We start from the raw sequence: 26,910 nt of genomic DNA on the forward strand, positions 1-26,910 counted from the left end.
ATCTTGCATTTAATTATCCAAGCTCTGCTTCGAAGGGTTAAAAGCGGATTTTTATGAGTACTTTGCTTCTTCTGTCGCTAGGTTTTGCATTTTTATTCGTTTTTATTGATGTTTACTCTATGTGGATATGGGATATCAATTCCGGCTGCGTCAAGGGCTTCTTTTGTTTGTTCCATAACATCAAATTTAACAGTCCAATAATCTTCTTTTTTAACCCATCCACGTGTAAAGAAATTAATAGAGCTATCTGCAAGTTCAGAAACATTTACAGCAGTGGCAGGATCTTTTAAAACTAAGGGATGTGCATTGATAACGCTAAAAAGAACCTCTTTCGTTTTTTTGATATCAGAATCATAACCAACACCAAAGGTAAAATCTACACGGCGAGTAGCTTCTGTACTATAATTAACAATAGTACCGTTAGAGAGTGCACCATTAGGAATTATAATTTCTTTATTGTCTGTTGTATTTAGTTTTGTCGTAAAAATTTCGATTTCTTTTACTGTACCACTTTTTCCTTGGGCTTCAATAAAATCGCCAATTTTAATGGGTTTAAAGATCATGATTAAGACACCACCGGCAAAATTACCTAAAGATCCTTGTAATGCTAAACCTATGGCTAAACCCGCTGCCGCTATAATTGCAGCAAAAGAGGTTGTTGTAATCCCTAATTGAGAAATGACTGTAATAAATAATAAAACTTTTAAACCCCATCCCAAAACATTTCCTAAAAATTTTTGAAGCGTAATATCTACACTTCTTTTCTGCATTATCTTTCTAGATGATTTAATAATTAGTTTAATCAAAAACAAACCAACAATAAGTATTAGTAAAGCCGTAATAATTTTTGGTACATATAATAATAACAGGTCTTTTGATGATTCAATATAGTCTTCCATTTTATTTTTTTGTTTGAAAATTAGCTGCAAAAGTAAAGGTTTGGTTTTTAAATTTAAAATGTTTGTTTAAAATTTTAAGAGTGATCACAGGGTTAAGGGTGGAGTTCTGGTTTGAAGACAAAAAATATTTCGTTGTTTGTTATAAAAGTTTTAATCGTTTCTGCAATAAAAATGCAGCTTAAAAAGAAAGCAAGGGGTTGGGTTAATGGGTTCGGAATTACAGACCATAATACACTTGCAACTAGATAACACTCTATAAATTTTAGTTTGCAGCCATAAATTTAGTTTTTCTGTAATTTGCTTGCCCTTAATCCATAAAATGTAAATTTATCTTTTGCGCATCATAGAGCCATTTTTAAATACACCACATAAATGTGTATTTGAGCAACAATGCGCATGAAGGTTATTTGTAAATAAATTGCGCTAATTTAAAAGGTAGTCGTTTTAATTTAACGGTATATATTAGAGTTTTCTTATACTTATTAGGGTAGGAGCTATTAAAAAGAATTTAGGTTTCGTTGTATTCAAAGGATCAATTATATAGGTTTAAAAAGTAATTTAAAATTTTATAAAGCAAGTTATTTGCCTTAAAGTGAGGTTTATAATAGATTTAAATCACTATATAATCGTTATAGGTTTTGATTTTTGATGACTTTTAATACTATAACTCAATGTTATCTTAATATTATCAAAATGTTGTTTAATTGTAAAATTATATTTATCTTTGTAAATGTAATGTTAAAACTCTAACAAAATGGACATGAAAAAATTTTTAACAATCTGTTTGCTAAGTATAGCAACCATAGGATTTGCTCAAGAAAATAAACCAACTTATAAGGCAGAAGGCGATTTAGTGAAAGCTACTTACTATTACGAAAACGGACTTGTTAAGACGCAAGGCTTTTTTAAAGATAAAAAGTTAACTGGAGAATGGATACGTTTTGATACCTCTGGAAATAAAGTTCAGTTAGCGTACTATGAAAATGGTAAGAAAGTAGGAAAATGGTTTTTATGGACAAAGGAAGCTTTAAAAGAAATTAACTACGAAAACAATATATTGGCATCTGTGAATGTTTGGAAGCAAGAATCTAAAGTTGCTTTAAACAACGACTAGCATAAAAATATTTTTTAGAAAAACCCATTGGAATGTAAAAATTTTAATGGGTTTTCCTTGTGCTACATTTTTTTCGTTTTTTTGATAATTTCGTGCTATAGAATAGATGTTTAAAGATCTTCGATTATTTTGAGATAGGGCAGTAGTATACAATAAAATAATACTGCTCAATACACCCAGAAATGAGAAGTAGGTGGGTAGCTAATTTAGCCCTATAAAGTTGTGAAAAACAATAAAATTCAAAATGTGTTTTTGAATTTGGTGAAGAATACTACTATCTTCTTTAAAAATATTCGAGAGGTTCCGGCTTGCAAATGATAGTATACTTGTTATTAGAAAAAGTTCTGAATTTGAATAATTGAAGATATTAAAGGATATTTAAAAAACAAATTGATCGCAGGATTGGAAATCAAGATAAGGTAAGTTAATTTTTGACTTTTCTATGTATGATAGGTATTTGGGAAAATCAATCTTTTAAAAGTTAAACTTTAAATTGAACATTCAAAGAGAAATTGTAAGTTACTAGTAGTTTTTGCTATAGGATTGAGAACTTTGTTCATTCGTCCATAATTTTGCGAAAAGTAGTAATAAAGAAAGCTTATTATGAAAAGAAGTTTAATGCTTTTGCAAAGTTAAAAAAGTACTATGATAATTTTCAAATAAGACCGTATAAGCTCTGTTTAAACTTGGGTTTATAGTTTGGTCTATTTGTTGATAAATAAGGTAATTATATTTGTCTCAAGCTTTTTAAATCGTATTTAGGTATGGTTTACTTTTTTTTTTCATCTAGTTTTAGAGGAATCTTCGGATAATTTGTTTCTAAAGACATGTGCTTAAAATAAAAAACCGTTTAGAAATTTTCTAAACGGTTTTTTTATAATTTTATAAAATTATTTACTCTACAATTAAAGTAAACGGAATGCTATATTTTACTCCAACAGGTTTACCTCTTTGTCTTCCTGGTTTCATTGTTGGTAATTGATTCATCACACTAATTACTTCACTCTTAATTTTTGGGTGAGGAGCTCTTGCTTGAATGTCAACAATTTTACCGCTTCTATCAATTTTAAAACCAATAAATACTCTTTTTCTTCCTGGTGATAATCCTAACTCATTTGGTAAATCTGCATCAAATTTTCTAGAAAAATGCTTTTGAACCATTTTACTAAAACATGCTTTTAATTCTGCTTTACTTCCTTTACATCCAGGAAAAACAGGCACATCTTCAATAATCATAAAACTTACATCTTCAATTACTTCTTCTGCTTCTGCAACCTCAATAATTTCTTCTACGACTACTGCTTCAGATTCATCTGTTTCTGTAGATTCTATAACAGTTTCTTCAATTTCTTTTTCGTCCTCAACAACTTCTATTTTTTCTGGAGCTGGTGGTGGTGGAGTTTTTGGTTTTACGGGCTCAATTCTTTCCGTAATCGGAATTTCTTCTTCCATTTCTGCATTCATATTCAAAACACCTAGGTCTCCATAGGTTTTGTCATATGTCTTTTGTTCTATGGCAACATATGTTACAAAAAGTGCTAGAACAAGGCCTATTTGCATAAAAATTTTGCTAAAATTTTCTAAATTTGATTTAGGATTTTTCTTAATTTCCATTATAAAGAGTTTTTATAGATTGCTAATTTAAATAAATTATTGTTTTAAATGCAACTATGAGCATTAATTAATATTTTTTTTTCTAAAAAATAAATTAAAAACTACTAAAGCTACGACTACACCGAACGAATTTGCAAAAACATCTAGATAATCTCCAGTTCTGTAAATGGTAAGCGTACTTTGTAGTATTTCAATTATGATGCCAAAAATAATACAGCTGATGACTATGATGTACTTTTTTGCTGGTTTTTTATAAAAGGTAATTAACCAGGTTATTGTGAGTATAAAATAAGCAATGCCATGATATCCTTTGTCTATATTAGCAACCTTAATACCTGTATTTGGCATTTTTATGAGGCTTAAACATAGAATACCTATCGAAATAAGGATGGCAATAATAATGATATTATCCTTCAATAAGTTTTTGATACGCTTTAGCATCTAATAATTTTTCTATTTGTGAACTATCAGAGATGTCTATTTTTATCATCCATCCTTTATTATAAGGGTCTGTGTTTACTAATTCAGGATCATCTTCTAAAGTGTCATTAAACTCAACGATTTCTCCTGTTAAAGGCATAAATAAATCAGAGACCGTCTTTACAGCTTCTACAGAACCAAAAACGTCGCCTTCTGTCACAGTATCGTCTAATGTATCTACATCTACATAAACAATATCGCCTAATTCTCCTTGTGCAAAGTCTGTAATGCCTACAGTGGCAATGTTTCCTTCAATCTTAATCCACTCGTGATCTTTTGTATATTTTAATTCAGCTGGTATGTTCATCTTATTTATTGTTTTTATATTTTTAATTTCCTCCTAAGTTATAGACTATATTAATACCACCGTTTATGGCTTGCCTTGGAAAAGTGGTAGAGATAGCATATTTCGATGTTTGATGATTATAATAAAAAGAAGCAGTTAAACTGCTACTCAATCTATAATCTGCGGTAAATTTAATTGAAAATAATCTTTGACCACCACTAATTTGATTATTATCTTCATCAATATATCTAATTTGTGTTAAATTATCTCTTAAAGATACATCTGCTCTTAAATTAACATCACCTTTTAAAGTAGTCTTCTTGCCTGTAAAGCGCGTATTCATTTTAACATCTTTAAAAACGTATCCTAAACCGAAGATATACTCTGTGCCCGCAATATCTGTTAAGGTACTATTGTTAAAGTTCATGGTTAATGTTCGGTCTCTTTTTATTTCGCCTCTAAAAGAAAATGAATTCTTCATTTTCATATCTAATTTTATCAACGGCGAAAATTCATCGACCAAAGTTGCACTTGCAATTAACAGTTGTGGTTCGTAATTATTGGCGGCATTGGTTGCTGTAAAAGCGGTATCATTGCCATATTGTAAATTATTAGTGAAATTAGAAATAGTGTAAGAAGATCTATAGCCATGAGAAACTACAAACGATGAAAAATTCTTTTTAAACCAATCCATTTTCATTAATCCATTATAGCGTAACGTCCAATTCGGAATGGGAATATTTCTAAACAAACCTGTATTTACGGTATTTGGGTTTTTACCAGAATAAGCAGCCATAAAAGCAGGTAGTAATACTTGCTGGCTATTTGCGCCAAAGCCAGCCGGATCTACCGTTGGGTTTTCTGAAGCAAATCTATTGGCAATAACACTCCTATAATCCTTCATTTTCTGAAACAATGCGTCACCATCGGTAAATGCAGTAGAAAACATAGAATGGCTTGAGCTAAAGTTACCCGTTTCAAAAGAATCTATACCAAAGTCAATAGCACCATTTTCAGTGCCGTCTGCAATAATATCTAATTGTTGCGATAAATCTGAAGTCTGAATTTTATTGCCTCTTACATCAATGTTTAAATCATTAAAAGGTTTTAAGGTGAACGTGTAATCGAGTTTATTATAATGAGTTCTGCTATAGGTTTTGTTATAAAAAGCACTTTCATCTTCGTTGGTGGCAGGATCATCGATAAGAGCTCTTGGGCTTACTAACCAACCATTGGTAAGGGCTTGATTTCTAATATCTACTTGACTACCAAAAGCAAATGCAGTTGGTGATCCTCCTAAAAAGCCAATTCCTTCGTCATAACCCTGTAAATATTGTCCGTTATTTTCTGAATAACTTATTTTACCTTGTTTTACAGCTGTAAGAATTTCCCAAGCACCTTTTAAAATCTTTTTACCTATTGGTAGCGGATTCTGTAGTTTTATTCTTGAAACATTTTTTCCTTTTGCATTTTTACGTTGTGCTTTTGTTAAAAGTAACTTTTCAAAACCAACCTTTTTGTAAATTTTATCAAAAGAAAAAGTAGTGTTTAAATTATGGGTATTTGCATTCTGAATTACATTTCCAATTTTTTCTGTAATTGTTTCATCTTGAGATGATACTTGCCAATCAAAATCTGCGGTATATGCATAATCTGCTTGTATAAAACTTAAAAAAGAAAATTTATCTAAAGGTATTGCATAAGTTGCATTTAATTTTTGATGGTATTGATTAGGTCTACCAGTATTAAAGAAATTATCAAAAATTTGCAATTCTTCATCACCCCCAAAAGCATCATAAATGTAATTATTGGTGGCGTTAAAGTTTAGTTGTAATGATTTTGTTAAATCGAAACCTACTGTATAATCCCAATCAAATAGAAACCTACGTTGTTTTAATTCTGGTTGATTTGGTAAACCTTCTATTAAGTTTCTAGATTGTTGTTCGTTATAACTTCTATTTATTCTAGAATTTAGAGCCAACGTTCTTGGTACAGGGTTAAAATTTAAGTCTTTGATAAATTTCCAGTATTTGCTTTTAAAACTTTCAGAGTTTTTAAAGAGTTCTATCGATTTAGAATCAAAACTAAAATTATAAGCAGCAGAAGCCATTACATTTTCGTTGATATATTTTTCAATATTGTAATCTCTATGAAATTCTTTATTGTGAGAATAAGAAACCGCTAAATTTTCTACATTATAAAAGCGAGGTTTTTTGGTAGTATTAGGGTTTCTATTCTTTTTAACATTGATAAAACTAATGCTTGTTCTTTTGGTATAATCTCTAGAAAACTCGCTATTCGGGTTTTGTTCTAAAGCAGCTGCTAAAGTAACATCTTGATATTGCGGGTCAAATTTTGGATCAATAAATTTTTCACCAATACTATAACTCATGGGCAATTGAATGCCCCAATTTTCAGGAGTTAGTACCTTGCCAAGGTTTATACTTGTAGCAATGTCATATTGTTTGGTTTCATCTAAACTACGCTGATTTATACGGTCTTCTACATTACCAAACCCAATAGTTTGCATACTACCAGACACAGATACATTGGCAACATCTGCAAAATTAGCATCAGCATTCATCACTGCTGCCCAACCCGCATCGTTATCAAAACCAGAGGCGCGTAGTTCGTTAAACCATATTTCTCCACTTTTATTTAAAGGAGCATTGTTTCGCAAACCAAGTGTTACTGTTCTTAATTGTGCTAATGTAGGGTTTCCTTTTACTCGAATTGTATAAGCCGGCGCTTCACCTGCAACAACTGCTGGATATAATTCATTGGGCAATAAGTTAGGGATGCCGTCTCGATCTACTTTTAATTGTCCGAAGGTTTCTAACAACGCATCTAAATTATTTTCTTCGGGCCAAATGTCAAGCGCGGTAGCGCCGCTTGTAGAAACTTTTAGAGGAACTTCTATTTGATAAAAATTTTCATTTAAGTCGGTACCTAATCTAATAATGGCAGAAAAATCTTCATCACTAACAGGGCCTTCTCCGCTTGGTTGCAGGTGCAAAAACATTTTAAGATTCTTAAAACGTCTTAAATCGATGCTAATATTTTTAAAAATTGCTCTTGTTTTATTCGGCTCAAGATTGGTTACTTTTAAAGTAACGGACTGTTCGTTTTGCAATTGTACTGAAGTAGTTCCTTGCAAACGCTCGCGTTCAATACCTGGCGGCTGAATATAGCTGCCATTATTTTGCTCAATACTTACAACGCCAACCTCAAAACTTTCTAATTCTGCCTGATTTAGTTCTCTATCAGGATTAATTGCAGGATCTATAGTTCTTGTATAACGTCTCCAATCGCCACGGACCAAATCTAATTCTCCGAATCGAATTACAACAGGTATTTTAAAATTAGTTAAAAACATCCTTACAAAACGAATGCTGTTAAAGTCAGAGATACCGTTTATGGGCGTTCCGTTTCTAATTGGTACTCTAAATTGATACCATTTAGATTGCTGTGTATTTCCGTTTTCTAAAGTAACAGTCGTTGTTTTTTCATCAACAATAAAATTTCTTCCTTTTTGTAAATCGTTCTTGTTCATAGAAATTCTATACTCATAATAACTCTCTACCGTGTTCATGGTTTGATCTCTGTTGATGTCTTCTACGTCTGGATAAGTTGTAGAAGATGTAGGGTAGGCTTCGGTAGATTGGTTTAAGGTGGGCGAGTTGCCTTGCGTATTGTTAAAATCTTTGTACCTTTTTAAGATAGATGCATTGATGGCATCTAAAGATCCTCCTCTAAAAAACTGAAAGTTATCAGACGCAATATCATTTGGGTTTAAACGGCTAAAATTAATATTCAAGTTTAAAGAGTCAGAAATTCGCTGTAAATTTTGCTGTTCTTCGAGGTCATTTAAGCCATCAAAGCCAACATCTTGATTGGTTCTTGCCTCGTCTTGCTCACTAAATGCATAAATAATAGAAGGATTTCTAGGAACATCTCCCCAGATTGTGGAGTTTACATTTACCCCATTTAATTTTAAGCCATCTTCTGGTAAACCGTTTTCGAACATTTTTCGATTATCCTTTACAATATCTTCAGAAATATTACCAAGGTTAATGTATAAATCTCCTACTTGACTAGAAACATCATTCGGGTTTATATTTTGTGGTAAGCCTTCTTCTGTAGTAATTGAGTAGTTTTGATACGGATCCATCACCCAAAACTGAATAAATTCAACATTGGCTTGGTCAAAATTATTGGTGTTTAAGGCACGCATAATTCCACCCCAATTTTCTTGGGGATTCCTGAAAGTTCCGTTATCATTTACATCATTATTCGTTGTATTAAAATTATACGAACCTCGTTCTTCAGGAAAATAAGCCAAATCTAATGTTCTTGCTTGTATATTTTGAGTAATATCAAATTGTTGATTTGGGAATAACTCGCCAAAATTTACTTGTCTCGTTTCTGCTCTAGACAATTCGTCTGCATTAATACTTGCTGGCGTTTGCCCAATTCCGTAAAATATTTGATCAATACTATACCAAGCTAATTTACCTCTTTTATAATTGTAAGATAAATCATTATTTTTGCCATTAAACTTATCGTTGATGTCATCATATCTAGGTGTGCTGGCTTCATACCAATCTAATGCAGATAGCAAACTGATGGGTATTTGAGAAGCTTCAAAATCATCTAGATAAGAAGTTGCAGCGCCAGCAACATCGATACCGTCTGGTGTTCCTGGTAATAAATAAGCCATGTCTGCTCTTATTGATAAATTAGACGGGACATCGGTGTCTACAAAAGGTAATTTGTTGGCTAGTTTTGTAAAGTAAGGTACTTCTGTAGCATAATCTATATTAAACCCAAACATGGTGTTATTTATAGGATCTGCACCAAAATTAACTTTTGGTGTTAAAGGTCTTTCCATGATATTTAAGACGGTTGCACCCACTACAAAATCTTCAGAAAAGGTATGTTCAACATCAACCCCCATAAAGGTTTTTCTTTGTTGATTAAAAACAGCGTTATTTTCTGTAGAGACACTTATGGGGGTGCCAGATGCTTGCAAACCTGGATCTATAATTTGCACTCTACCTTGCTGATAATCTACCACATAATCAACACCTTCTACCAGTTGTCTTCCGCCGGCACTTACTCTAACAGAACCTCTAGGAACATTAAAAGCACCAATAGGAATTCCGCTGGCGCTTTCTGATCTAAAATATCCTTTTAAAAAATATTTATCTTTATTTTGAAAGTTATTTTTGATGTTAATTTTTGTGTTTAAATAAAGTTCTTTAAATATAAATTGCTCATCTACATTGGCATTTAAACCAAGATCATCGGGGTCATTTGGATTTAAAACTAAATCGTTACCAAAAGGTTCTGGTTCTGGAAAAATAACATATCCGTTTTGAGAATTTACAGTAATGCCTTCTACATAATCGAAGAAACCATCTGCGGTTCTAAACTGACTTTGATCTAATTGATCTAGTTTCAAAATCTGAATTAAAGGCACATTGGGTATGTTGGCCGTATTTGAGTTTTGTAATACATTAGAGGCAATACCTGTATTATCATCTCTATACAAAATTTCGAAACGAAAACCGTCTCGCGTTAAAGGAGACGCCCCTAAAGCATAAATGTTCTTCATCATTAAACGCCACGTAGGAAAAGATTCATCTGCACCCGTAGCAGCATTTTTACGTTTTGTTTGTAAAATTTCTGAGCGTAATAATTTAACCGCTAAATTTTGAGGTGCTTTAATTCCGTCATTAGAAAATTCACCAACTTTAAAAGATTTTTGGGCACTACCATTTATACTTCCGGCAACGGTATATTCATAAGCAACCGCTAGAACTTCACTATCATTTAACCTCCTATTTAAAGAAATATAACCTAATTGAGCGTTTAAACTATATTCATTTGCATCTAACTTTCTTGCGTTTTCTAGAATAGAATAATCTGTACCTTGTTGCATCTGAAAACGATTCTGTAACGTATTATCTACGGTAGAGATATCTCTAATACCGTCTAATACATTTTGCTCATAAATGTTATTCGCATTATTTTGCGGTAAATTATGTTCCCGACCATTTGAATTGATGCTGATCTGATTCGTGAAATCTGGAACTAAACCCGTATCATCAACAAGATTATTATACGCTGGGTTTTGAGAAGCATTAGATTCACCAAGATCTGCCAGCGCTACAATGCTTCTAAAATCTTCTGTGGTTGCGTTTCTATTGGTAATCCAAACTTCAATTCTGGTAATGCTAACTTGGCTGCTGATTAGAGGATATCGTTTTAACGAATTTGCATAATTATCGATAAAAAATTGCGATAAAAAAAAGTGTCGATCATTATCATAATCTGTAGTTCTTAATTCAAACTCTTGAATATAGGCGCCAGCTTCTGCCACAACCGTTTTACTTTCAGAGTTTTGTTGAGAAAAAACTGCGGTAACGTTTGTGTTACCAAATTGTAGCTTTGTTTTTACACCAAAAAGGCTTTGAGCACCATTAATTAATGAATTTTTAATAGGCATCGCAACGTTACCTGCCTCAATTCCTTGCAGAATATCGTCTTCTGTAGGTGTAAAATCGATGGTTACTAAATTTTGAAAATCGAACGTAGATTGGGTATCGTAATTTGCTGTAAACTCTAATCGTTCACCAACTTTTGCACGAATACTGGCGTTTATCTGCTGATCAAAATCAAACACAAAACTACTTCTGTTTTCTTCAGAAATTTGAGGGTTTTCTGTATTCTGATAAATAAAACCAAGTTTTAAATTTAAATTTCCGGTAGGAGTTACTTTTACAGTATTGCCTCCAAAAATAGATTCAAAAAATTTATTATTTACGTAATATGTTGGTAGCAAGTCTTTTTGTGCAGCAGCAGAACCTTTCTTTTTACTATTTGTTGCGCTTACTTTATCTTTAAAATATTGTAACATATCTCGTTTTAAACGATATTGCTGATATTCTTTTTGCGTTAAATAAATAGGTGTTTTGGTTTGATAATCGCCAATTTTCTCAAGAATTACATACCTGTTTAAAACTTTATCAAAAACGATTTCTTTTTCTGCTAAATCATCTAAAAAAAGACCTCCTTTTTGGGTGTTATTAAAATCGTACCTTAAATTTAAAGTATCTTTTTTGATTTCTGTAGTATCTTTTTTTTGAGTAGTTTGAGCGTGCCCTGATAAGTTTACCAACACAGTAAAAAGGACTAATAAAAATGTATTTTTTAATAATCTAGTCAATGGATTATAATTTTTTTAAAGCTAGTTTTATGATTTGTTCTACAGAGGCATCAGCATTTTCTTTTAGTATAGCATTTACAATTTTGTCTGATTGTCTTCTATTAAAACCTAAAACTTCTAAAGCAGATAACGCTTCATCTTTATTAGTATTGCTTTTTGCAAAAGAAATTTCATCAATATTATAGGTTTTTAAAATTTTATCCTTTAAATCTACAATAACGCGTTGTGCTGTTTTTATACCAATTCCTTTTACAGACTGAATTAGCGTTACATTTTCTGATGCAATAGCATTCTGTATTTCTTCTGAAGTCATAGAAGACAGCATGGTTCTGGCAATACTGGGACCAACACCAGAAACCGAAATTAATAATTTAAAAATTTCTCTTTCTGTTTTGTTGATAAAGCCAAATAAGGTGTGTGCATCTTCTCTGATGGATAAATGCGTGAATAAAACTACGTTTTCATCCGCAGGTAAACTAGAAAAGGTATTTAAAGAAATGTGCAACAAATAGCCAACACCATTGCAGTCTACTACGACCTCTGTCGGACTTTTTTCTACCAATCTACCTCTAACTTGTGTAATCATCTTTTGTTTTTCTAGGCGCCTAATGTAATAATTTATTTTAGGTTTTTTGTATTCAACATTATAAATGTTAGAGAAAAGATGTGTGAAAAAAGAATTTAGTAATTAGAGGTAAGAAGAAAGAGTATAGAAAACAGATGATAAATTTATGAATTATTTTTATTTAATCTACTTCTCTACACTCTTTAGTTTTGTCTCTTGTATCTAAAATTTTTAGTCTAAACCTATAAGTTTTAACCTTTATTTTTTCTTCTTTTCTCTTTGTTGTGCATCTACAGCGGCTAAAGCTGCCATGTTTACCATTTCATCTACACTTGCGCCTAATTGTAAAACATGCACAGCTTTACTTAAACCTAAAATTACTGGGCCAATAGATTCTGCACCTTGTAATTCTTTTAATAGTTTGTAGGTAATGTTGGCAGATTCTAAATTAGGGAAAATTAAGACATTTACTTTTTTACCGTTTAATTTAGAAAAAGGGAATTCTTTTGCTAACATTTCTGAATTCAAAGCAAAATCTGCTTGAATTTCTCCATCAACTACCATATCTGGAAAATGACGATGCATATAGGCAACAGCTTCTCTAATTTTTGTAGAGGTTTCATGTGTTGAAGATCCAAAATTAGAAAATGACAGCATGGCAACGTTAGGTTTCATTCCAAACATTTTGGCCAAACTAGACGTCATTTGTGTAATCTTCACTAAATCTTTTGCAGACGGATTAATATTAATCGTAGTATCTGCTAAAAATATAGGGCCTTGCTTTGTTAACATTAAATTACAAGCCGCAATTTTAGAAACACCTTTGTCTTTTGCAATTAGTTCTAAAATGGGTTTTACTACAGAAGGATAGGGCCTAGAATAACCCGTAATTAAAGCATCTGCTTCGTTGGTGTTTACCATCATTGCTGCAAAATAATTACGCTCACGCATTAATTTTTTTGCTTCAGATAAAGTCCTCCCTTTTCGTTGTCTTGTTTTCCAGTATGCTTCGCCATAACGGCCTCTGCGCGCTTCTTCTTCGTCTGTTTTAGGATCAAAAAGAGGTACATCATCGGTAAAACCAATTTCTTCTTTTAAAGCTAAAATAACTTCTTTTCTACCTAATAAAATCGGAATTCCTAGTTTTTCTTCGTGCACTCTTTGCGCTGCTTTTAACACATCTAAATGATCTGCTTCTGCAAAAACAATACGTTTAAGATTACTTTTAGCACGGTTATGAATTAATCTAATTTCTTTACTACCAGAGCCTGAACGCTCCATAAGCTCTTCTCTATATTTGTCCCAGTCGGTAATAGGCTCTAAAGCTACACCAGATTCCATGGCAGCTTTTGCAATTGCTGGCGGAATTTCATAAATTAATCTCGGGTCAAAAGGTTTCGGAATAATGTATTCTTTTCCAAAAGTTAAACTTACCTCATCATAGACAATATTTACTTGTTCTGGAACCGATTTTTTGGCTAAATCTGCTAAAGCATGCACAGCTGCCATCTTCATTTCTTCATTAATTTTGGTTGCTCTCACATCTAAAGCACCTCTAAAAATAAACGGAAAACCAAGTACATTATTTACTTGGTTAGGATGGTCTGATCTACCCGTAGCCATAATAATATCTTTTCTTGTGGCAACAGCTACATCGTAATCTATTTCTGGAACCGGATTTGCCATTGCAAACACAATAGGGTTTTTACCCATTGCTAATAGCATTTCTGGAGTTACCACATTCCCCATCGATAAACCGATAAAAACATCGGCATTGTGCATTGCTTCTTCAAGCGTGTTTAAATCTTGAGAGGTTGCAAATTCTGCTTTTTGAGAAGTTAAGGTTTCTCTATCTTTTCTGATTACACCTTTGCTATCGCACATGACAATATTTTCTCTTACTGCGCCCAATTCTAAATACAAGCGGGTACAAGAAATTGCCGCAGCACCAGCGCCGTTAATCACCATTTTTACTTTAGAAATATCCTTTTTAGTAATTTCTAACGCATTTTTTAAGGCCGCTGCAGAAATTATGGCAGTTCCATGCTGATCATCGTGCATTACAGGAATGTCTAATTCTTCCTTTAAACGTCTTTCTATTTCAAAAGCTTCAGGCGCTTTAATATCCTCTAAATTGATGCCTCCAAAAGTTGGCGCAATTGCTTTTACAGTAGAGATAAAGTGCTCTACATCTGTGGCATCTATTTCTATATCAAAAACATCAATATCAGCAAATATTTTAAAAAGTAAACCTTTGCCTTCCATTACTGGTTTTGAAGCTTCTGGGCCAATATTTCCCAAACCTAAAACGGCCGATCCGTCTGTAATTACAGCAACTAAATTTCCTTTTGCCGTGTATTTATAAACATTATTTCTGTCTTTTGCTATTTCTAAACAAGGCTCTGCAACGCCAGGAGAATATGCCAACGCTAAATCGTGTTGTGTTGCATATTTTTTAGTAGGTACAACTGCTATTTTTCCGGGCTTTGGTTTTGCGTGATAGAGTAGTGCTTCGTGTCTTTTTCTAGAATCGCTCATGCTTGTTGTGTTTTTTTAGTAACTTACAAATATAGGGTTTATAAAACAAGAGCAAAATACTTTTGAGGTTTTAAGAGGTAAATAATCCTACCAATTTATTAATTTTTAAACTTCCAATTTTAAAATACGTTTGATTTTTTTTAGAGGTTATAAAAAGTAAATAATAACAGGTGTAATGTCTTTGTTCTATAAATAATCTAATTTGTTTATTAATTTTTAATTGGTATTTGTCAGGTAAATTTTGTGCGATGATATCTTGTGTTTTAGCAAAAGAAGCATCGATTTAGAAAAAAAATCGATGTTAAAATTACTTCTAATGAACTCATATTTAAAAGAATAATGGGATAAAAAATTTAAATAATAAGATTAATAACACAACGGCAATTACGTTTATAATGACACCTACTCTGGCCATTTCATGTACTTTTATATGTCCACTTGCAAAAACTATTGCATTTGGTGGGGTTGCCATAGGGAGCATAAAAGCGCAACTACTTGCCATGGTAACAGGTATTAAAAGGTATAATACAGGAATATTCATGCCAATTGCTATACCAGCTACTACGGGTGCTAATACTGCGATTAATGCAACGTTGCTCATGAGCTCTGTCATAAACAACATTAAAACAATAAGTGTTACAGCTGTTAATAAAACACTCAAATTTGCTCCAGATATCGTTGTCGCTATTACCTCAACAATACCACTCGAAGACATTCCTTTGGCGAGCGCTAAACCACCCCCAAAAAGAATTAAAATTCCCCAAGGTAAATTTTTAGTGTCTTTCCATTCTAAAATAAATTGTCCTTTTTTTAAATTGGAAGGAATTGTAAAAAGAGCAATTGCTCCAAAAATACTTATTAAAGTATCTGTAAGTTTTATTGCTGGTAAATACCCATTAATAACGGTTCTAAAAATCCAAAGAAAAACAACAATTATAAAAATTCTTAAGACTATCTTTTCTTTAAAAGTAATTTTACCCAATTTTTTTAATGCTGTTTCTATCACATCATGCGATGTTTTAAATAGTAATCCTTTCGTAGGAAACATTAATTTTACTAAAATTAAATAAATAATAGTAATTAAAACAATAGAAAAAGGCAAGCCAAGAAGCATCCATTTAAAAAATGAAATTTCGGTATTGTATTCGTTTTCTAAAAAGCCAATTAATACAGAATTAGGAGGGGTGCCAATTACGGTTGCAATACCACCTGCATTTGCAGAAAAAGCAATTCCTAACATCACAGAAAGCATAAAGTTTTTATCTTTTTTAGTATACCCATCTTTGTCATTTATGAGCAATTTAATTACAGATAATGCAATAGGTAGCATTACAACGGTACTTGCTGTATTGCTAATCCACATGCTTATAAATGCGGTAGCGATCATGAATCCTAAAACTACTTTATTTGGTGTTGTGCCTGTTTTTTTAATAATATTTAAAGCGATTCTTTTGTGTAAATCTACTTTCTCTAAGGCAAGGGCCAGCACAAATCCTCCAAAAAACAAAAATACAATCGGACTTCCGTAATTTACGCCTACATCACTTATTGGCATCACATTTGTTGATGGAAAAAGTAATAGCGGAAGTAAAGCAGTAACAGAAATAGAAACTGCCTCGGTAATCCACCAGGTAATCATCCATAAAGCAATAGCAATTACGGCATCTGCAGTTGAAGAGATAAATTCTATTGGTAAAAGTTGTAACGAGAAAAATATGGCAGGACCTAAAAGCAGTCCTATTTTTTTTATTATGGAGTAGTTTTTCATTCTTTAGTTAAAAAAAAGCTATCTAAAAGGTTGAATTTAATACTTATAAAACAACTTAACATACAGTATTCAAGTTAAATTTTTAAGCGCACTAATTTCAATTCCCTTTTAGATAGTTTTTTTGTGTTTTTAGATTAAAATTTAAAACTTAAGTTAGCGTTCCAACTTGCACCACTAAGACCAAATTGAGATACTCTTCTGCTGTAACCAAACATACCACCACCATAATTCGCAGAATGTTGATGCCTGTCTGGATACACATTAAATATATTTGCACCACCAACGCCAATATTGATAGATTCAGTTATTTTATAAGAAATATTTAAATCGGTTAATATTTTAGAAGCAAATACTTGATCTAGCGTTTCTAAAGCACCGTTATTCCATGCATTTGCAACCTCATTTTCATTTGGATGTACATAAGTAACTTCACCAAATTTTGTAGTATTTAACCCTACGGTAAATTTATGAATCTCATAAGTTAGGCCTACAATAATTTTGCTTGTAGGTTGTGCAACCTCTAATCTAGAAACTTCTTCTCTGTTAAATAATTGCCTCTCGAAACCTTCTAAAAAAGAACCTGTTTTAATTCCGGGGTCTCCATTAGCGTTTCTCGGTAATGCTGTTTTTGTGAAATTACCAGCAGCTGTTGCTGTTAATTTCCCTGCTCCTAAATTTGTTTTATAGGCTAATACTACATCTAAACCATTGGTTTCTGTATCTGCTACATTGGTCATGAATTGTACTTGTGATAAACCTGCATTGTCTAAAATTGTTTTAAATCTTGGGTCTTGTCCACCATTAAATCTACCTGTAATTCCAATTCTATCTTTAATATTTACTTGATAAGCATCTACAGTTACCGATAATTTTTCAAATAATTTTGCAGTAAAACCGATACTTAAATTAGTCGATGTTTCTGGTTTTAAATTCTGAATACCAAATTGTCTAGTTACGGGGCTATCATCATTTAAATGAGCAATATTTACACCATCTATGCTGCCATCTGCTAAGGTTATAAATTGTAATGTGTAACTAGAAAAGTATTTTTGAGGCAGTGATGGTGCTCTAAAACCAGTACTATAGGTTCCTCTAATGGTAATATCATCAGTAATTTTATACCTAGAACCTAATTTCCAACTAAAATTATTTCCAAAATCTGAATAATCTTCATATCTACCCGCTAAAGTTACTAAAAACTTATCGGTGAATTCAGCTTCAAAATCTGCATATAACCCTAAGTTAAATCTATTTTTATTGATTTGATTTATTCTTTGATATCCTGGAAAAACCTGGCTACCAGATTCTTTTAATCCGTCTGAAGCATCTTCATCATAATTTTTCCAAGATTCATCTTGTCCCGCGGTTTGTTGAAAATTTTCTAATCTAAATTCTGTTCCAAACGCAGCGTTTAAAGGAAACCCTACATCAAGTCCTTTAGAGACACCGAGGTTAATTACGTTTTGAGAATATTTTAAGTTACCAGCATCAAAAGTTGTTGGTGATTCTAAAAATAAAGAGGCATTATTACTATTGTAGATCGTCCATTGGAAAGAGTTCGATCCGAAGGTATTACTAAAATCTACATCCCAACCATCAAAAACAGTTTCTAAACCTACAACAGCAGAAATATCTTGAATATCTGAACCAATATGAGGAGAAAAGCCTAAAGGGTGCAAACCAGATTGTCTTGCTCCTTGATTTGGTCTTCTCACAAAACCAGTTGCGGTGCCTAATCTATAATTGTAACCACCAAAAGCGTACATTTTAGTTTCTTCTGTAAAGGGTAATTCTGAATTAAACATAATACCCGCATTTGTAGTGCCAGAACCACCCATATTTGCAACTCTTCGTCCGTTAAAATCACTTAATTCATTCACAGAGGCAAAGCCAAAAGTGCTTCCCCACTTATCATTATAGGCTGCTATTGCAGCAGGATCACTTTGGTTAAATGCTGCATATTCTGCAATAGGGTCATCTCTTCTTTCATCAGAAAACATTTGAATTGTATAATCATCCATCCTATTAAAAGGATTTTTAGTTAAATAATTCATGGTTACGTTTAAAAAACCTCCTTTTTCTCCAAAACCTACACCATAATTTGCACTAAACTGAAAATTTTCTCCACCGCCATCTCCTCTTGTGGAAGCTAAATCAGGATTGTTTGAGTAGGGGTTAAATTCCTCTAAAAAACTTGGTGCTTCTGGTGGGGCAGATAAAAAACCTGCACGAAACTTAATGATTCCTGCGTTTGGTGTTTTTTTAAGAATTATGTTAATTACACCTGCTATTGCATCAGAACCATATTGGGCAGAAGCACCATCTCTTAAAACTTCTATACGCTCTATTGCCGCCATTGGTATAGAATTTAAATCTGTACCAACTTGGCCTCTACCAACAGTTCCGTTTACATTCATTAATGCGGTGGCATGCCTTCTTTTTCCATTAATTAAAACCAAGGTTTGATCTGCACCTAAACCTCTTAAAGACATCGGGTCTATATGATCTGATCCATGCCCAATATTTTGTTTTGTAGAATGAAACGACGGAGCAACAAATTGCATAAGTTGAGATAATTCTGCTTGTGGAGAAGCTTCTATTGCTTTAGCTCCAATAACATCTATAGGGGCAACTGATTCTAATTGCGTTCTTGGTTTGCCTCTAGAACCAATAAGAACTACGCCTTCTAATTGATTTGCATCTTCTTCTAAAACGATAGCAAAAGTAGTTTTATCTCCGATAACAATTTCTTTGGTTTTAAAACCAAGGTAAGAGACTACCAATATTTTGCTGCTGTCTTCGGGTACATTTAAAGTAAAATTACCATCAAAATCTACAGTAGCTCCAATTTTTGTGCCTTTAATAATAACATTTGCACCAAATAAAGCGTCACCATTTTTATCTTTTATAGTGCCACTTATCTTTATATTTTGTAGTGAAGTTTCATCAGGATTTAATTCTCTTTTCGTGAGAATAATTTGTTTTTCTATCACCTTAAAATCAATACTAGTGTTTTTAAATAATGTTTTTAAAGTGGTAAGAATAGATTCTTTATTTGTTTTTAGCGTAACTTTTTGAAAAATATCTATTTCTTTATTTCGATATAAAAATTTAAAATTCGTTTGTTTTTTTATTTCACTCAAGGCTTTTTTTAGGGTAACATCTTGTAGATTTAAGGTTACTTTTTTTTGCGAAAAACTGTCGTTAGGGAAAAGATGTAATACGGATAAAAATAAAAGTATTACTGTAAGTTTCATTTTAAGATTATTTTTAAATAAAAATCTAGTTTTCTCCTTTAACTTGAAGGATAAAGTTATTTTTTTCATAATTTTGAAAAGTTTTGGTTATTAATAATTTAAAGTTTGTTGATGCACTGAAATTCTTGGGAAATGTTAGCGCATTTCCCTTTTTTATTTACATAGATTTTAAGGATTTATGGTTATTATATTTTTATTTATTGCATAGTCGAACTTAAAACTAGTAGAAAGTGATTTAAAAATGACTTCGATAGTTTCATTATCAAACTGTCCTGAAAAAAGTTCTTCTTTGATCGTTTCATTGTTATTCACAACAATAATATTAAAAGTTCTTTCGATTCTTTTTACCAATTCTTTGAAAGGTGTATTATTAAAAATGATTTTTTTGTCGATCCAAGAAGTAAACTCTATTGTATTCACTTTCTTATGGCTTATAACATTGTTTTTTTTGTTATAGATAGCTTGGTGGTTTGGCGTTAATAGTAATGATGTATTCATTTTATTACCAGTGCCTTTTACTTTTACAGACCCTGTTACCAGTGTAGTTTTAATGTCTTGTTCTTCAACATAAGAAGAAACATTAAACGTTGTTCCTAAAACTTCTATGTTTAAATTCTTTGTATTTACAATAAAAGGCAAGTTTTTATTGTGCGCAACCTTAAAAAAGGCTTCACCCTCTAAAACCACCTCTCTAGAAGCCAATCCTTTTATAAAATTTTTTGGATATTTTAGTTTAGAATCAGAATTTAACCAGACAATTGTGCTGTCTGATAAGACCAATCTAAAAACTTGACCTTTGGGTATTTTTATTTCGTTAAACACAAGTTTTTCTTCTTTTGAAGTGTTTTCTACATAAGAAATAACCTTTTGTTCTTGTTTAATTATTTTTTTGGAGCCGTCTTCTTGTGTTAGTATGATTTTAGAATCTTCAAGATTTACTATTTTTTCATTTTTAATAGGATCAACTATTTTAGGGTTAGAAATAGTCTCATAAAAAAAATATACGCCTATTAATAAAACAGTACTAGCTGCATATTTATAAAAAGGTGTAAACAATTTTACAACAGATTTTTTTTGTTTTCTTTTTACAATTTCTTTTTTAAATTCTTCAAAAGCAAATTTGGCATCTGTTTTTTTTATGGTTGATGTTTCTTTAGCATACGTTTCTATTTCCTCCTTTAATAAAATAATTATATCATCTGTTTGATGCTCTAACCAATTTAAAAGTTTTTCTTTTTCTTCTTTGCTAGTATTAGATTCTAAATATTTTCTAATTAATTTTTTCATTCTTAATTAATGATTACACTATTAATATGCACAAATAATAAAAAACCCCCATAAAAAATATATATTTGTCAAAAATGAAGTTTAAATTTATGATTAATGCAACGTGATAAATCTTTAAAATCCACTATTAAGAATGTAGGATTTGAGCTAGATGATTTTAATAAGTTATTTGAAACTCATTATAATATACTTTTAAAGTATGTTATAAAGCTTTGCAATGATTCTGAAGTGGCTAAAGATATTGTGCAAGAAGCTTATATTAAACTATGGAATAAAAGAGCAGAAATTAAAACAGATTTACCAATACACAGTTATCTATTTAAAATTTGTTATAATGAATTTTTGCAGTTTTTAAGAAAGAAAAAAGTGGAAACTAATTTCCTTGATGATTTAAAATACAAGTACACTACGGAGATTTATTTTGAAGCTTACATTTTAAAAACAGACAAAGAAGAACAAATAAAAAAAGCAATAGAAAAATTACCGAAAAGAACAAAAGAAGCTTTTCTTTTAAGTAAATACGAGCATCTAAAATATAAAGAAATTGCACAAGTAATGGATATTTCTATTAAAACAGTAGAAAAACATATTTCGAATGCGCTACTTTTTTTGCGAACTAATATCAATCTTTCTCCAATAATTTTATTTTTTTTTAAAAGTTAAGCAGTCATAAATGCCAAATCGGGTAAAACTAATTTAGGGAACTCTTGTATCTATTTCTTATCCAATAAATATAAATCCGCGCTAAAAAAAGCGTTTGTTCCATCAAAATCATCATCAGAAATATATTTAAAAGTGACACATACACGACCATATTCTTTAGTGGTTTTATTACTTAATTCACTAGAACGGCTTAAGAATAATTTGTTTTTAATTTGAGTAGGCGTTCACAAATTTTTTCAATACAAAAAGATTGTCAATTTTTTTTACTCTTTAGAGGTGTACTCATCCAATAATCATTCTCTAATTGTAGCGGAGTGACTAGAGATTGAGACAAGGGCAAACTTTTATCAATAAAGGTTTTTTGAAGCGGAATATTTTTGTTTTCAAAGATTTCTTGCACAAAAAACTCGCGATACTGATTCATTTTTAAACTTGCTCTTTCATTAATTTTAAAACCATTAATATCTTTAATATCATTTATTTCAAAGGTAAAATAATTTGCATAGTTGGCGTTTTTTCTTTCTTTTTTAACGTTGATGATTTCAATTGATTTTTGATCGATTGAAACAGTAACGGCTCTATTATTGGTATCAAAAGGACTCACATTTAAAATTTTTAGTTTTTGTCCTTTATAATACACTTTAAAATTTCTTCTAAAAGGCGTTAAACTACTAATGTCTATTTTTCTATTAAAATTAATGATAAAACCATTTTCTTTTGGGTTTAAAACGGCTTTGTCTAGTTTAAAATAAGTGCCGTTATTCGCCTCAAAAAAGTTGTTAAAGGTGATGTAATTCAAATACATTTTATCCTTTTTAGCTTTGTATTCTATGGTAACTGTGTATTGTGGGTTTTTTGTAAACCTGTAATATAAATTGTAGTTGAATTTATAAATTGCAAAATCTTGTTTAGAAATATAGATAGTTCCTGAAGCTGTATAATCGTACCCAGTTTTTTTGTTGATAGAAATAAATGAAATTTCATAAAGAGGAACATCATCAGAAAAAGTAATTTTACGAAGCTTAAAGGTATGGTTTTGTAAAAAGTCTTTTTGCAGAATATTAGCGAAAGAGAAAGACATTTTATCATAATTTCTAATAGCATTTGTTAGGTTTAAAATCGTCAACTCATTGCCACCTAAAGGCGTAATAAAAACGCTTTCCGAATATTTTTTACTTTTATTATCATAAGGAACGGTAAGTGTAGAATCTTGCACAAAATCGTTGTTTGTTCTATAATTATATAACAAAGATTGGTTTTGTTTACTTTTTAATTTATCAGAATCAAATCCGTCATCAAAAGTTTCTACAATAGCTTCATGCACATTTAGGTACTTTATGGGTTCGGTAGATTTTATTGTTTTTTGATAAGCATCGCCAATAGGCTGCTGGTAGTCTTTATAATAACCAATATAAGAATAGGGTTCTAATGGATAATTTTCAAGAATATTTTCAATGGCTTTTTTAACAATTTGTGTTGATAAAAGGCGTCTTTTCTTCTTTTTTGAAGTTTTGATAACCACTTCACTTAAAGAGCTGTTAGAGGCAGATAGGTAAATAACATTCGTTTTATGCTGTGTAAAGGTTGCTAGTTTTACTTCTTGGGTTCTATAGCCAATAGAAGAAATTATAATACTTCCTGTTTTCTTGTATCGTATTGGTATTTCAAAATTACCGTTAACATCTGCATGAGTGCCTCGATGGATGTTTTTAAGGGCTACCGTGGCATATACAACTGGTTTTTTTGTAGCAACATCTAAGACGCTGCAAGAAAATTTCTCTTGTGAAAAAAAGTAATTACTCGTTAAACAAAAAACGATTAAAAGGGCTATTCTTTGTATCAATATATAGATTTTATAACTTTAAATGTAATCAAAAATTACGCTGTATAGTTGTGGTTTTTGTTATAAATTTTTCAACCTATTCTAAGTAGAATAGTGCATCTACACGAGTCATCATAGTGTACAAATAATAATGTGAAATGTTATTAAAAGCCTTTGGAATAGTCATTCTGATGGCTAGTAATAAACTGTTTAATTGAATAAAAATCTACTTTGTTACGTTTTGCTAACCCTCGTTTGTAAAAAGTGTTATCAAATAATTACAAAATAATTAGAGTACTCGTTACAAATTAGCAAGAGTATGTTTGAAAATTCTAACTATTAAAAAGTCACTAACAACAATGTACAGCAACATTTCTAATTTTAAAAAAGCAACTTAAAAAACACACTTTTAATGCATAGAAAAAAAGCTTATAAACTATAAGATATTTGCTAGGCAGTAAACTGTTATTAGTTCAGTACCTTTTAAGTGTTTGCTGCTAACCTAATGTATCGGTGTTATACAATACCTATGTAAAAGTTGTACAATAATTTGATAAATTTAGTAGAATAAATTGTGATTTAATGTAGAATTTTTTTCCGACTGACAAAACGTAAGCATCGCTTAATCATGAGTAATGTAGATCATTTAAAACAGAAACAAGGAATTCAGGGTATGTAATTACCGAAAAGAGTCCTTTTAAATTGGTGACATTTAGTTATGTGAAACGAAATTAGGTTTATCGTTTTAAAAAATAAAACCCCGCAAATTTGCGAGGCTTTATGAGGTGTAATTGTAATTTATGATATTTATTTAGGATCTAAAGACATATCGATTCTAGCCATTACATCTTGTAAATGATAACGTGAAGTGGTATCCGAAGCTCTAGAAGCTGCCGATCTTACATCTCGTTTTAATTTATTTAATTCTCCTCTGGCAAAAGATTTAATATCAGATTGATTCACATTTACCGCAGTAGCACCAAAACGACCGCTGCTATTTTCTGCCGAATTTAACAAATAATCTAAACGTTCTATATGTGCTTTCTGTAAGTTTCTTCTGTATGTATCTATGTTTTTGCCGTTGTAGATTTCAGACCAAACTCCTTTTCTTAATTCAGAAAACATAGCTACTAAATTGTATGCTTGGTTTCCGTTTAAAGTTTCGTTTTCTATCATACGAGCCATTCTATCCGTGCTTAAAACTCCGTTTAAAGTTCTTACTTGTAGTGCTCTGAGATCTTCTATTGCTCCGCTAGATTGTATTTTAGAGAAAAGATTTTTATCTAACATCCAAGTAGGCGTTTTAAATAATTGATCAATTACAAATTGTAAAGATTCTTTTTGACGCGCTTTGTTTACATGCGTATAAACAGCGCCTTCTTGATCAGCTGTTTTATAGTTTTCGTAAATTCCGCCAACATTAGAAGAAACATGCCCCATGTATCTTGCAAACTGACCTACAATTTGCCCATACATGGTTTCCATTTCGTCATAAGTTTCTCCTTTTTCGGTAGTCCACTTTTCTAAATTTGGTAAAATTCTCTTTAAGTTTTTAATTCCGTAATCACTTGCTTTTACAGCATCGTCTCCTAAATCTTCTGTTTGTGAACTAGGATCGATAACACCACGTTGTTGACGACCAAAACGATAAATTGGGTCACCAGCTTTGGCTAAAATCCACTCGTCTAAAGTTGCTTTTTCTTCTTTTGCTGTTTTATCAAAAATAGGTCTGTAACCCCAATTGATAGCATATTTATCATAAGGCCCAATATCTGGCATTAAGGCAACACCTTTATCTTCTGGCTGCGCTACATAATTAAAACGGGCATAATCCATAATAGAAGGTGCTGTTCCGTATTTTTTTGTAAAAGAAGCAGAACGTAAAGAATCTACAGCATACGCAACAGAGCTACCCATGTTATGAGGTAAACCTAGTGTATGACCAACTTCATGAGAAGAAACAAAACGAATTAAACGTCCCATAACCTCTGTTTTAAACTCATTACTACGCGCATCAGGATTGATTGCTGCAGTTTGTACAAAGAACCAGTTGTGTAATAAAGTCATTACATTATGATACCAGTTGATATCTGATTCTAAAATTTCACCAGAACGAGGATCACTAACATGAGGACCATTTGCATTTGGTATCGGAGACGCTAAATAGCGAACAACAGAATAACGTGCATCTTCTGGAGACCATTCTGGGTCTTCTTCTTTTGTAGGAGGATCTTTTGCGATAATTGCATTTTTAAATCCTGCTGCTTCAAAGGCAACTTGCCAATCATTAATACCTTGTTTAATATAAGGTACCCATTCTTTAGGAGTAGCTCTATCGATATAATAAATGATTTGTTTTTTAGGGACTACTAATTCACCTGCTTTAAATTTTGCAAGATCTTCATCTTTTACTTCTAACCTCCATCGATCTAAAAATTGAACCGTTTTAGATTTTTGAGCATCTAAACCATAATCAGTTTGTCTGCTTGTAAACCACCCAACTCTTTCATCAAAATATCTCCGTTTCATTGGTTCTTTTGGTAATAAAACCATTGAATTACTCATCTCTAAAGTAATTGAACCTAAAGCGCTGTTTGAGGGCGCTTTGCTTGCTAAATATGTTTTTACGTGTCTTATTTCTATGTTTTGAGGGTAGCTACTGATTCTGTCTGTGTACGAACGAGCTTTATCCATTCTTGTAACTTGGTACGTTTTTCTGTAAAATGCAGGGAAACCTAATGGTTTTACATCTTCAGAAAATAAAGTTGTTGCATCGATCACTGTTGCTGTAGAATCTTTACTAATCGCTTTTATTGGGAAAGAAAATAAAATTGGCTCTAGGTTAGAGTTCATAACTGCTTCATGAACTGGCAAAAGCGTGTCTGCAACTACACTGTGAGAAACAATGCGCAATAAAATTTGCTTATTTTGACGCTCCCAACGTAAAACTTGTTCGTTGGTTTTTCCGCCACCAAAACCAATACCACTGGCAGTTTTAGCAATTCTTGTAACCATTAACATTTCTCTTTTTAATAGAGAATCCGGAATTTCAAAAAGATAGGTATCATCTTTTGTGTGCACTTTAAATAAACCTTCATCTGTTTTGTAGTCTTTAGTAACCACTTTTTCATAAGGTTGCATGGCGCCTTCTTTTGGTTTAGGCTTGGGTTTTGGTGCAACTTTAGTTTCTTTCTTTTTCCAGAATTGAGCATCAGCTTCAATAGAAAAACCAAAAACGAAAGCAATTAAAAATAGTTGCGATAGTGTTTTTTTCATCATGATATGTATTTGATTTGAATTGCGTCCGAAATTAAGGAAACTATAAAAGACCAACTCATAAATAAATGTTAAAGAGAAATGTTTTAATGTTTTATTCGAAAAATAAC

The 26,910-nt window shown here is 31.7% G+C and carries 14 protein-coding genes; 2 read left to right on the forward strand and 12 right to left on the reverse strand.

Annotated elements, in window-relative coordinates; genetic code table 11:
- Positions 1-92: 92 nt before the first annotated feature.
- Positions 93-899: a mechanosensitive ion channel family protein gene (locus tag ES044_RS01210; protein ID WP_147117728.1), complete on the reverse strand. Its 807-nt coding sequence runs from the start codon at positions 897-899 to the stop codon at positions 93-95.
- 760 nt (positions 900-1,659) lie between these two features.
- Here ES044_RS01210 and ES044_RS01215 point away from each other — a divergent pair.
- Positions 1,660-2,013: a toxin-antitoxin system YwqK family antitoxin gene (locus ES044_RS01215; protein WP_147117729.1), complete on the forward strand. Its 354-nt coding sequence runs from the start codon at positions 1,660-1,662 to the stop codon at positions 2,011-2,013.
- Between the two features lie 894 nt (positions 2,014-2,907).
- Here the strand turns inward: ES044_RS01215 and ES044_RS01220 are convergent.
- The 9 genes from ES044_RS01220 to ES044_RS01260 form a co-directional block, all read right to left on the reverse strand.
- Complete coding sequence (locus ES044_RS01220; RefSeq protein ID WP_147117730.1) at positions 2,908-3,627, reverse strand: energy transducer TonB; 720 nt, start codon at positions 3,625-3,627, stop codon at positions 2,908-2,910.
- Positions 3,628-3,690: 63 nt separating this feature from the next.
- The gene (locus ES044_RS01225) at positions 3,691-3,975 is read right to left on the reverse strand and encodes a VanZ family protein (RefSeq protein WP_223269090.1); all 285 of its coding nucleotides are present in this window, start codon (positions 3,973-3,975) and stop codon (positions 3,691-3,693) included.
- A 58-nt stretch (positions 3,976-4,033) separates the two neighbouring features.
- Positions 4,034-4,414, reverse strand: a complete 381-nt coding sequence (gene gcvH / locus ES044_RS01230; RefSeq protein ID WP_147117731.1) for a glycine cleavage system protein GcvH — start codon at positions 4,412-4,414, stop codon at positions 4,034-4,036.
- Positions 4,415-4,436: 22 nt separating this feature from the next.
- Positions 4,437-11,624, reverse strand: coding sequence for a cell surface protein SprA (gene sprA, locus ES044_RS01235; RefSeq protein WP_147117732.1), 7,188 nt, complete (start codon positions 11,622-11,624; stop codon positions 4,437-4,439).
- Positions 11,625-11,628: 4 nt separating this feature from the next.
- On the reverse strand, positions 11,629-12,210 hold the full coding sequence (ruvA, locus tag ES044_RS01240; protein ID WP_147117733.1) for a Holliday junction branch migration protein RuvA: 582 nt from the start codon (positions 12,208-12,210) through the stop codon (positions 11,629-11,631).
- A 237-nt stretch (positions 12,211-12,447) separates the two neighbouring features.
- Positions 12,448-14,727 (reverse strand): NADP-dependent malic enzyme, encoded by a 2,280-nt coding sequence (locus ES044_RS01245; protein ID WP_147117734.1) that lies wholly within the window; start codon positions 14,725-14,727, stop codon positions 12,448-12,450.
- A 328-nt stretch (positions 14,728-15,055) separates the two neighbouring features.
- A complete protein-coding gene (locus ES044_RS01250) occupies positions 15,056-16,495 on the reverse strand; it encodes an SLC13 family permease (protein ID WP_147186845.1) in 1,440 nt (479 codons plus the stop codon).
- A gap of 134 nt (positions 16,496-16,629) precedes the next feature.
- Positions 16,630-19,752, reverse strand: coding sequence for a TonB-dependent receptor domain-containing protein (locus tag ES044_RS01255; RefSeq protein ID WP_190311486.1), 3,123 nt, complete (start codon positions 19,750-19,752; stop codon positions 16,630-16,632).
- A gap of 168 nt (positions 19,753-19,920) precedes the next feature.
- Positions 19,921-21,039 (reverse strand): FecR family protein, encoded by a 1,119-nt coding sequence (locus ES044_RS01260; RefSeq protein WP_147117737.1) that lies wholly within the window; start codon positions 21,037-21,039, stop codon positions 19,921-19,923.
- 96 nt (positions 21,040-21,135) lie between these two features.
- Here ES044_RS01260 and ES044_RS01265 point away from each other — a divergent pair, with 96 nt between their 5' ends.
- Positions 21,136-21,702, forward strand: coding sequence for an RNA polymerase sigma factor (locus tag ES044_RS01265; RefSeq protein WP_147117738.1), 567 nt, complete (start codon positions 21,136-21,138; stop codon positions 21,700-21,702).
- A 253-nt stretch (positions 21,703-21,955) separates the two neighbouring features.
- Here the strand turns inward: ES044_RS01265 and ES044_RS01270 are convergent, their stop codons facing one another.
- Both ES044_RS01270 and ES044_RS01275 read right to left on the reverse strand, forming a co-directional pair.
- The gene (locus tag ES044_RS01270) at positions 21,956-23,545 is read right to left on the reverse strand and encodes a carboxypeptidase-like regulatory domain-containing protein (RefSeq protein ID WP_189663156.1); all 1,590 of its coding nucleotides are present in this window, start codon (positions 23,543-23,545) and stop codon (positions 21,956-21,958) included.
- Positions 23,546-24,331: 786 nt separating this feature from the next.
- Positions 24,332-26,803 (reverse strand): zinc-dependent metalloprotease, encoded by a 2,472-nt coding sequence (locus ES044_RS01275; protein WP_147117740.1) that lies wholly within the window; start codon positions 26,801-26,803, stop codon positions 24,332-24,334.
- Between the last annotated feature and the right edge of the window lie 107 nt (positions 26,804-26,910).

This window comes from Polaribacter sp. IC066 (genome assembly GCF_007997085.1).
In the GTDB taxonomy this organism is placed as follows: domain Bacteria; phylum Bacteroidota; class Bacteroidia; order Flavobacteriales; family Flavobacteriaceae; genus Polaribacter.

Excerpts from the sequence above, each read along its gene's own strand:
- ES044_RS01210 (WP_147117728.1), bottom strand. The coding sequence starts at position 899 with ATGGAAGACTATATTGAATCATCAAAAGACCTGTTATTATTATATGTA.
- gcvH (WP_147117731.1), bottom strand. The coding sequence starts at position 4,414 with ATGAACATACCAGCTGAATTAAAATATACAAAAGATCACGAGTGGATT.
- ES044_RS01260 (WP_147117737.1), bottom strand. The coding sequence starts at position 21,039 with ATGAAAAAATTAATTAGAAAATATTTAGAATCTAATACTAGCAAAGAA.
- ES044_RS01225 (WP_223269090.1), bottom strand. The coding sequence starts at position 3,975 with ATGCCAAATACAGGTATTAAGGTTGCTAATATAGACAAAGGATATCAT.
- ruvA (WP_147117733.1), bottom strand. The coding sequence starts at position 12,210 with ATGATTACACAAGTTAGAGGTAGATTGGTAGAAAAAAGTCCGACAGAG.
- ES044_RS01245 (WP_147117734.1), bottom strand. The coding sequence starts at position 14,727 with ATGAGCGATTCTAGAAAAAGACACGAAGCACTACTCTATCACGCAAAA.
- ES044_RS01265 (WP_147117738.1), top strand. The coding sequence starts at position 21,136 with ATGCAACGTGATAAATCTTTAAAATCCACTATTAAGAATGTAGGATTT.
- ES044_RS01215 (WP_147117729.1), top strand. The coding sequence starts at position 1,660 with ATGAAAAAATTTTTAACAATCTGTTTGCTAAGTATAGCAACCATAGGA.
- ES044_RS01275 (WP_147117740.1), bottom strand. The coding sequence starts at position 26,803 with ATGATGAAAAAAACACTATCGCAACTATTTTTAATTGCTTTCGTTTTT.
- ES044_RS01220 (WP_147117730.1), bottom strand. The coding sequence starts at position 3,627 with ATGGAAATTAAGAAAAATCCTAAATCAAATTTAGAAAATTTTAGCAAA.
- ES044_RS01255 (WP_190311486.1), bottom strand. The coding sequence starts at position 19,752 with ATGAAACTTACAGTAATACTTTTATTTTTATCCGTATTACATCTTTTC.
- ES044_RS01250 (WP_147186845.1), bottom strand. The coding sequence starts at position 16,495 with ATGAAAAACTACTCCATAATAAAAAAAATAGGACTGCTTTTAGGTCCT.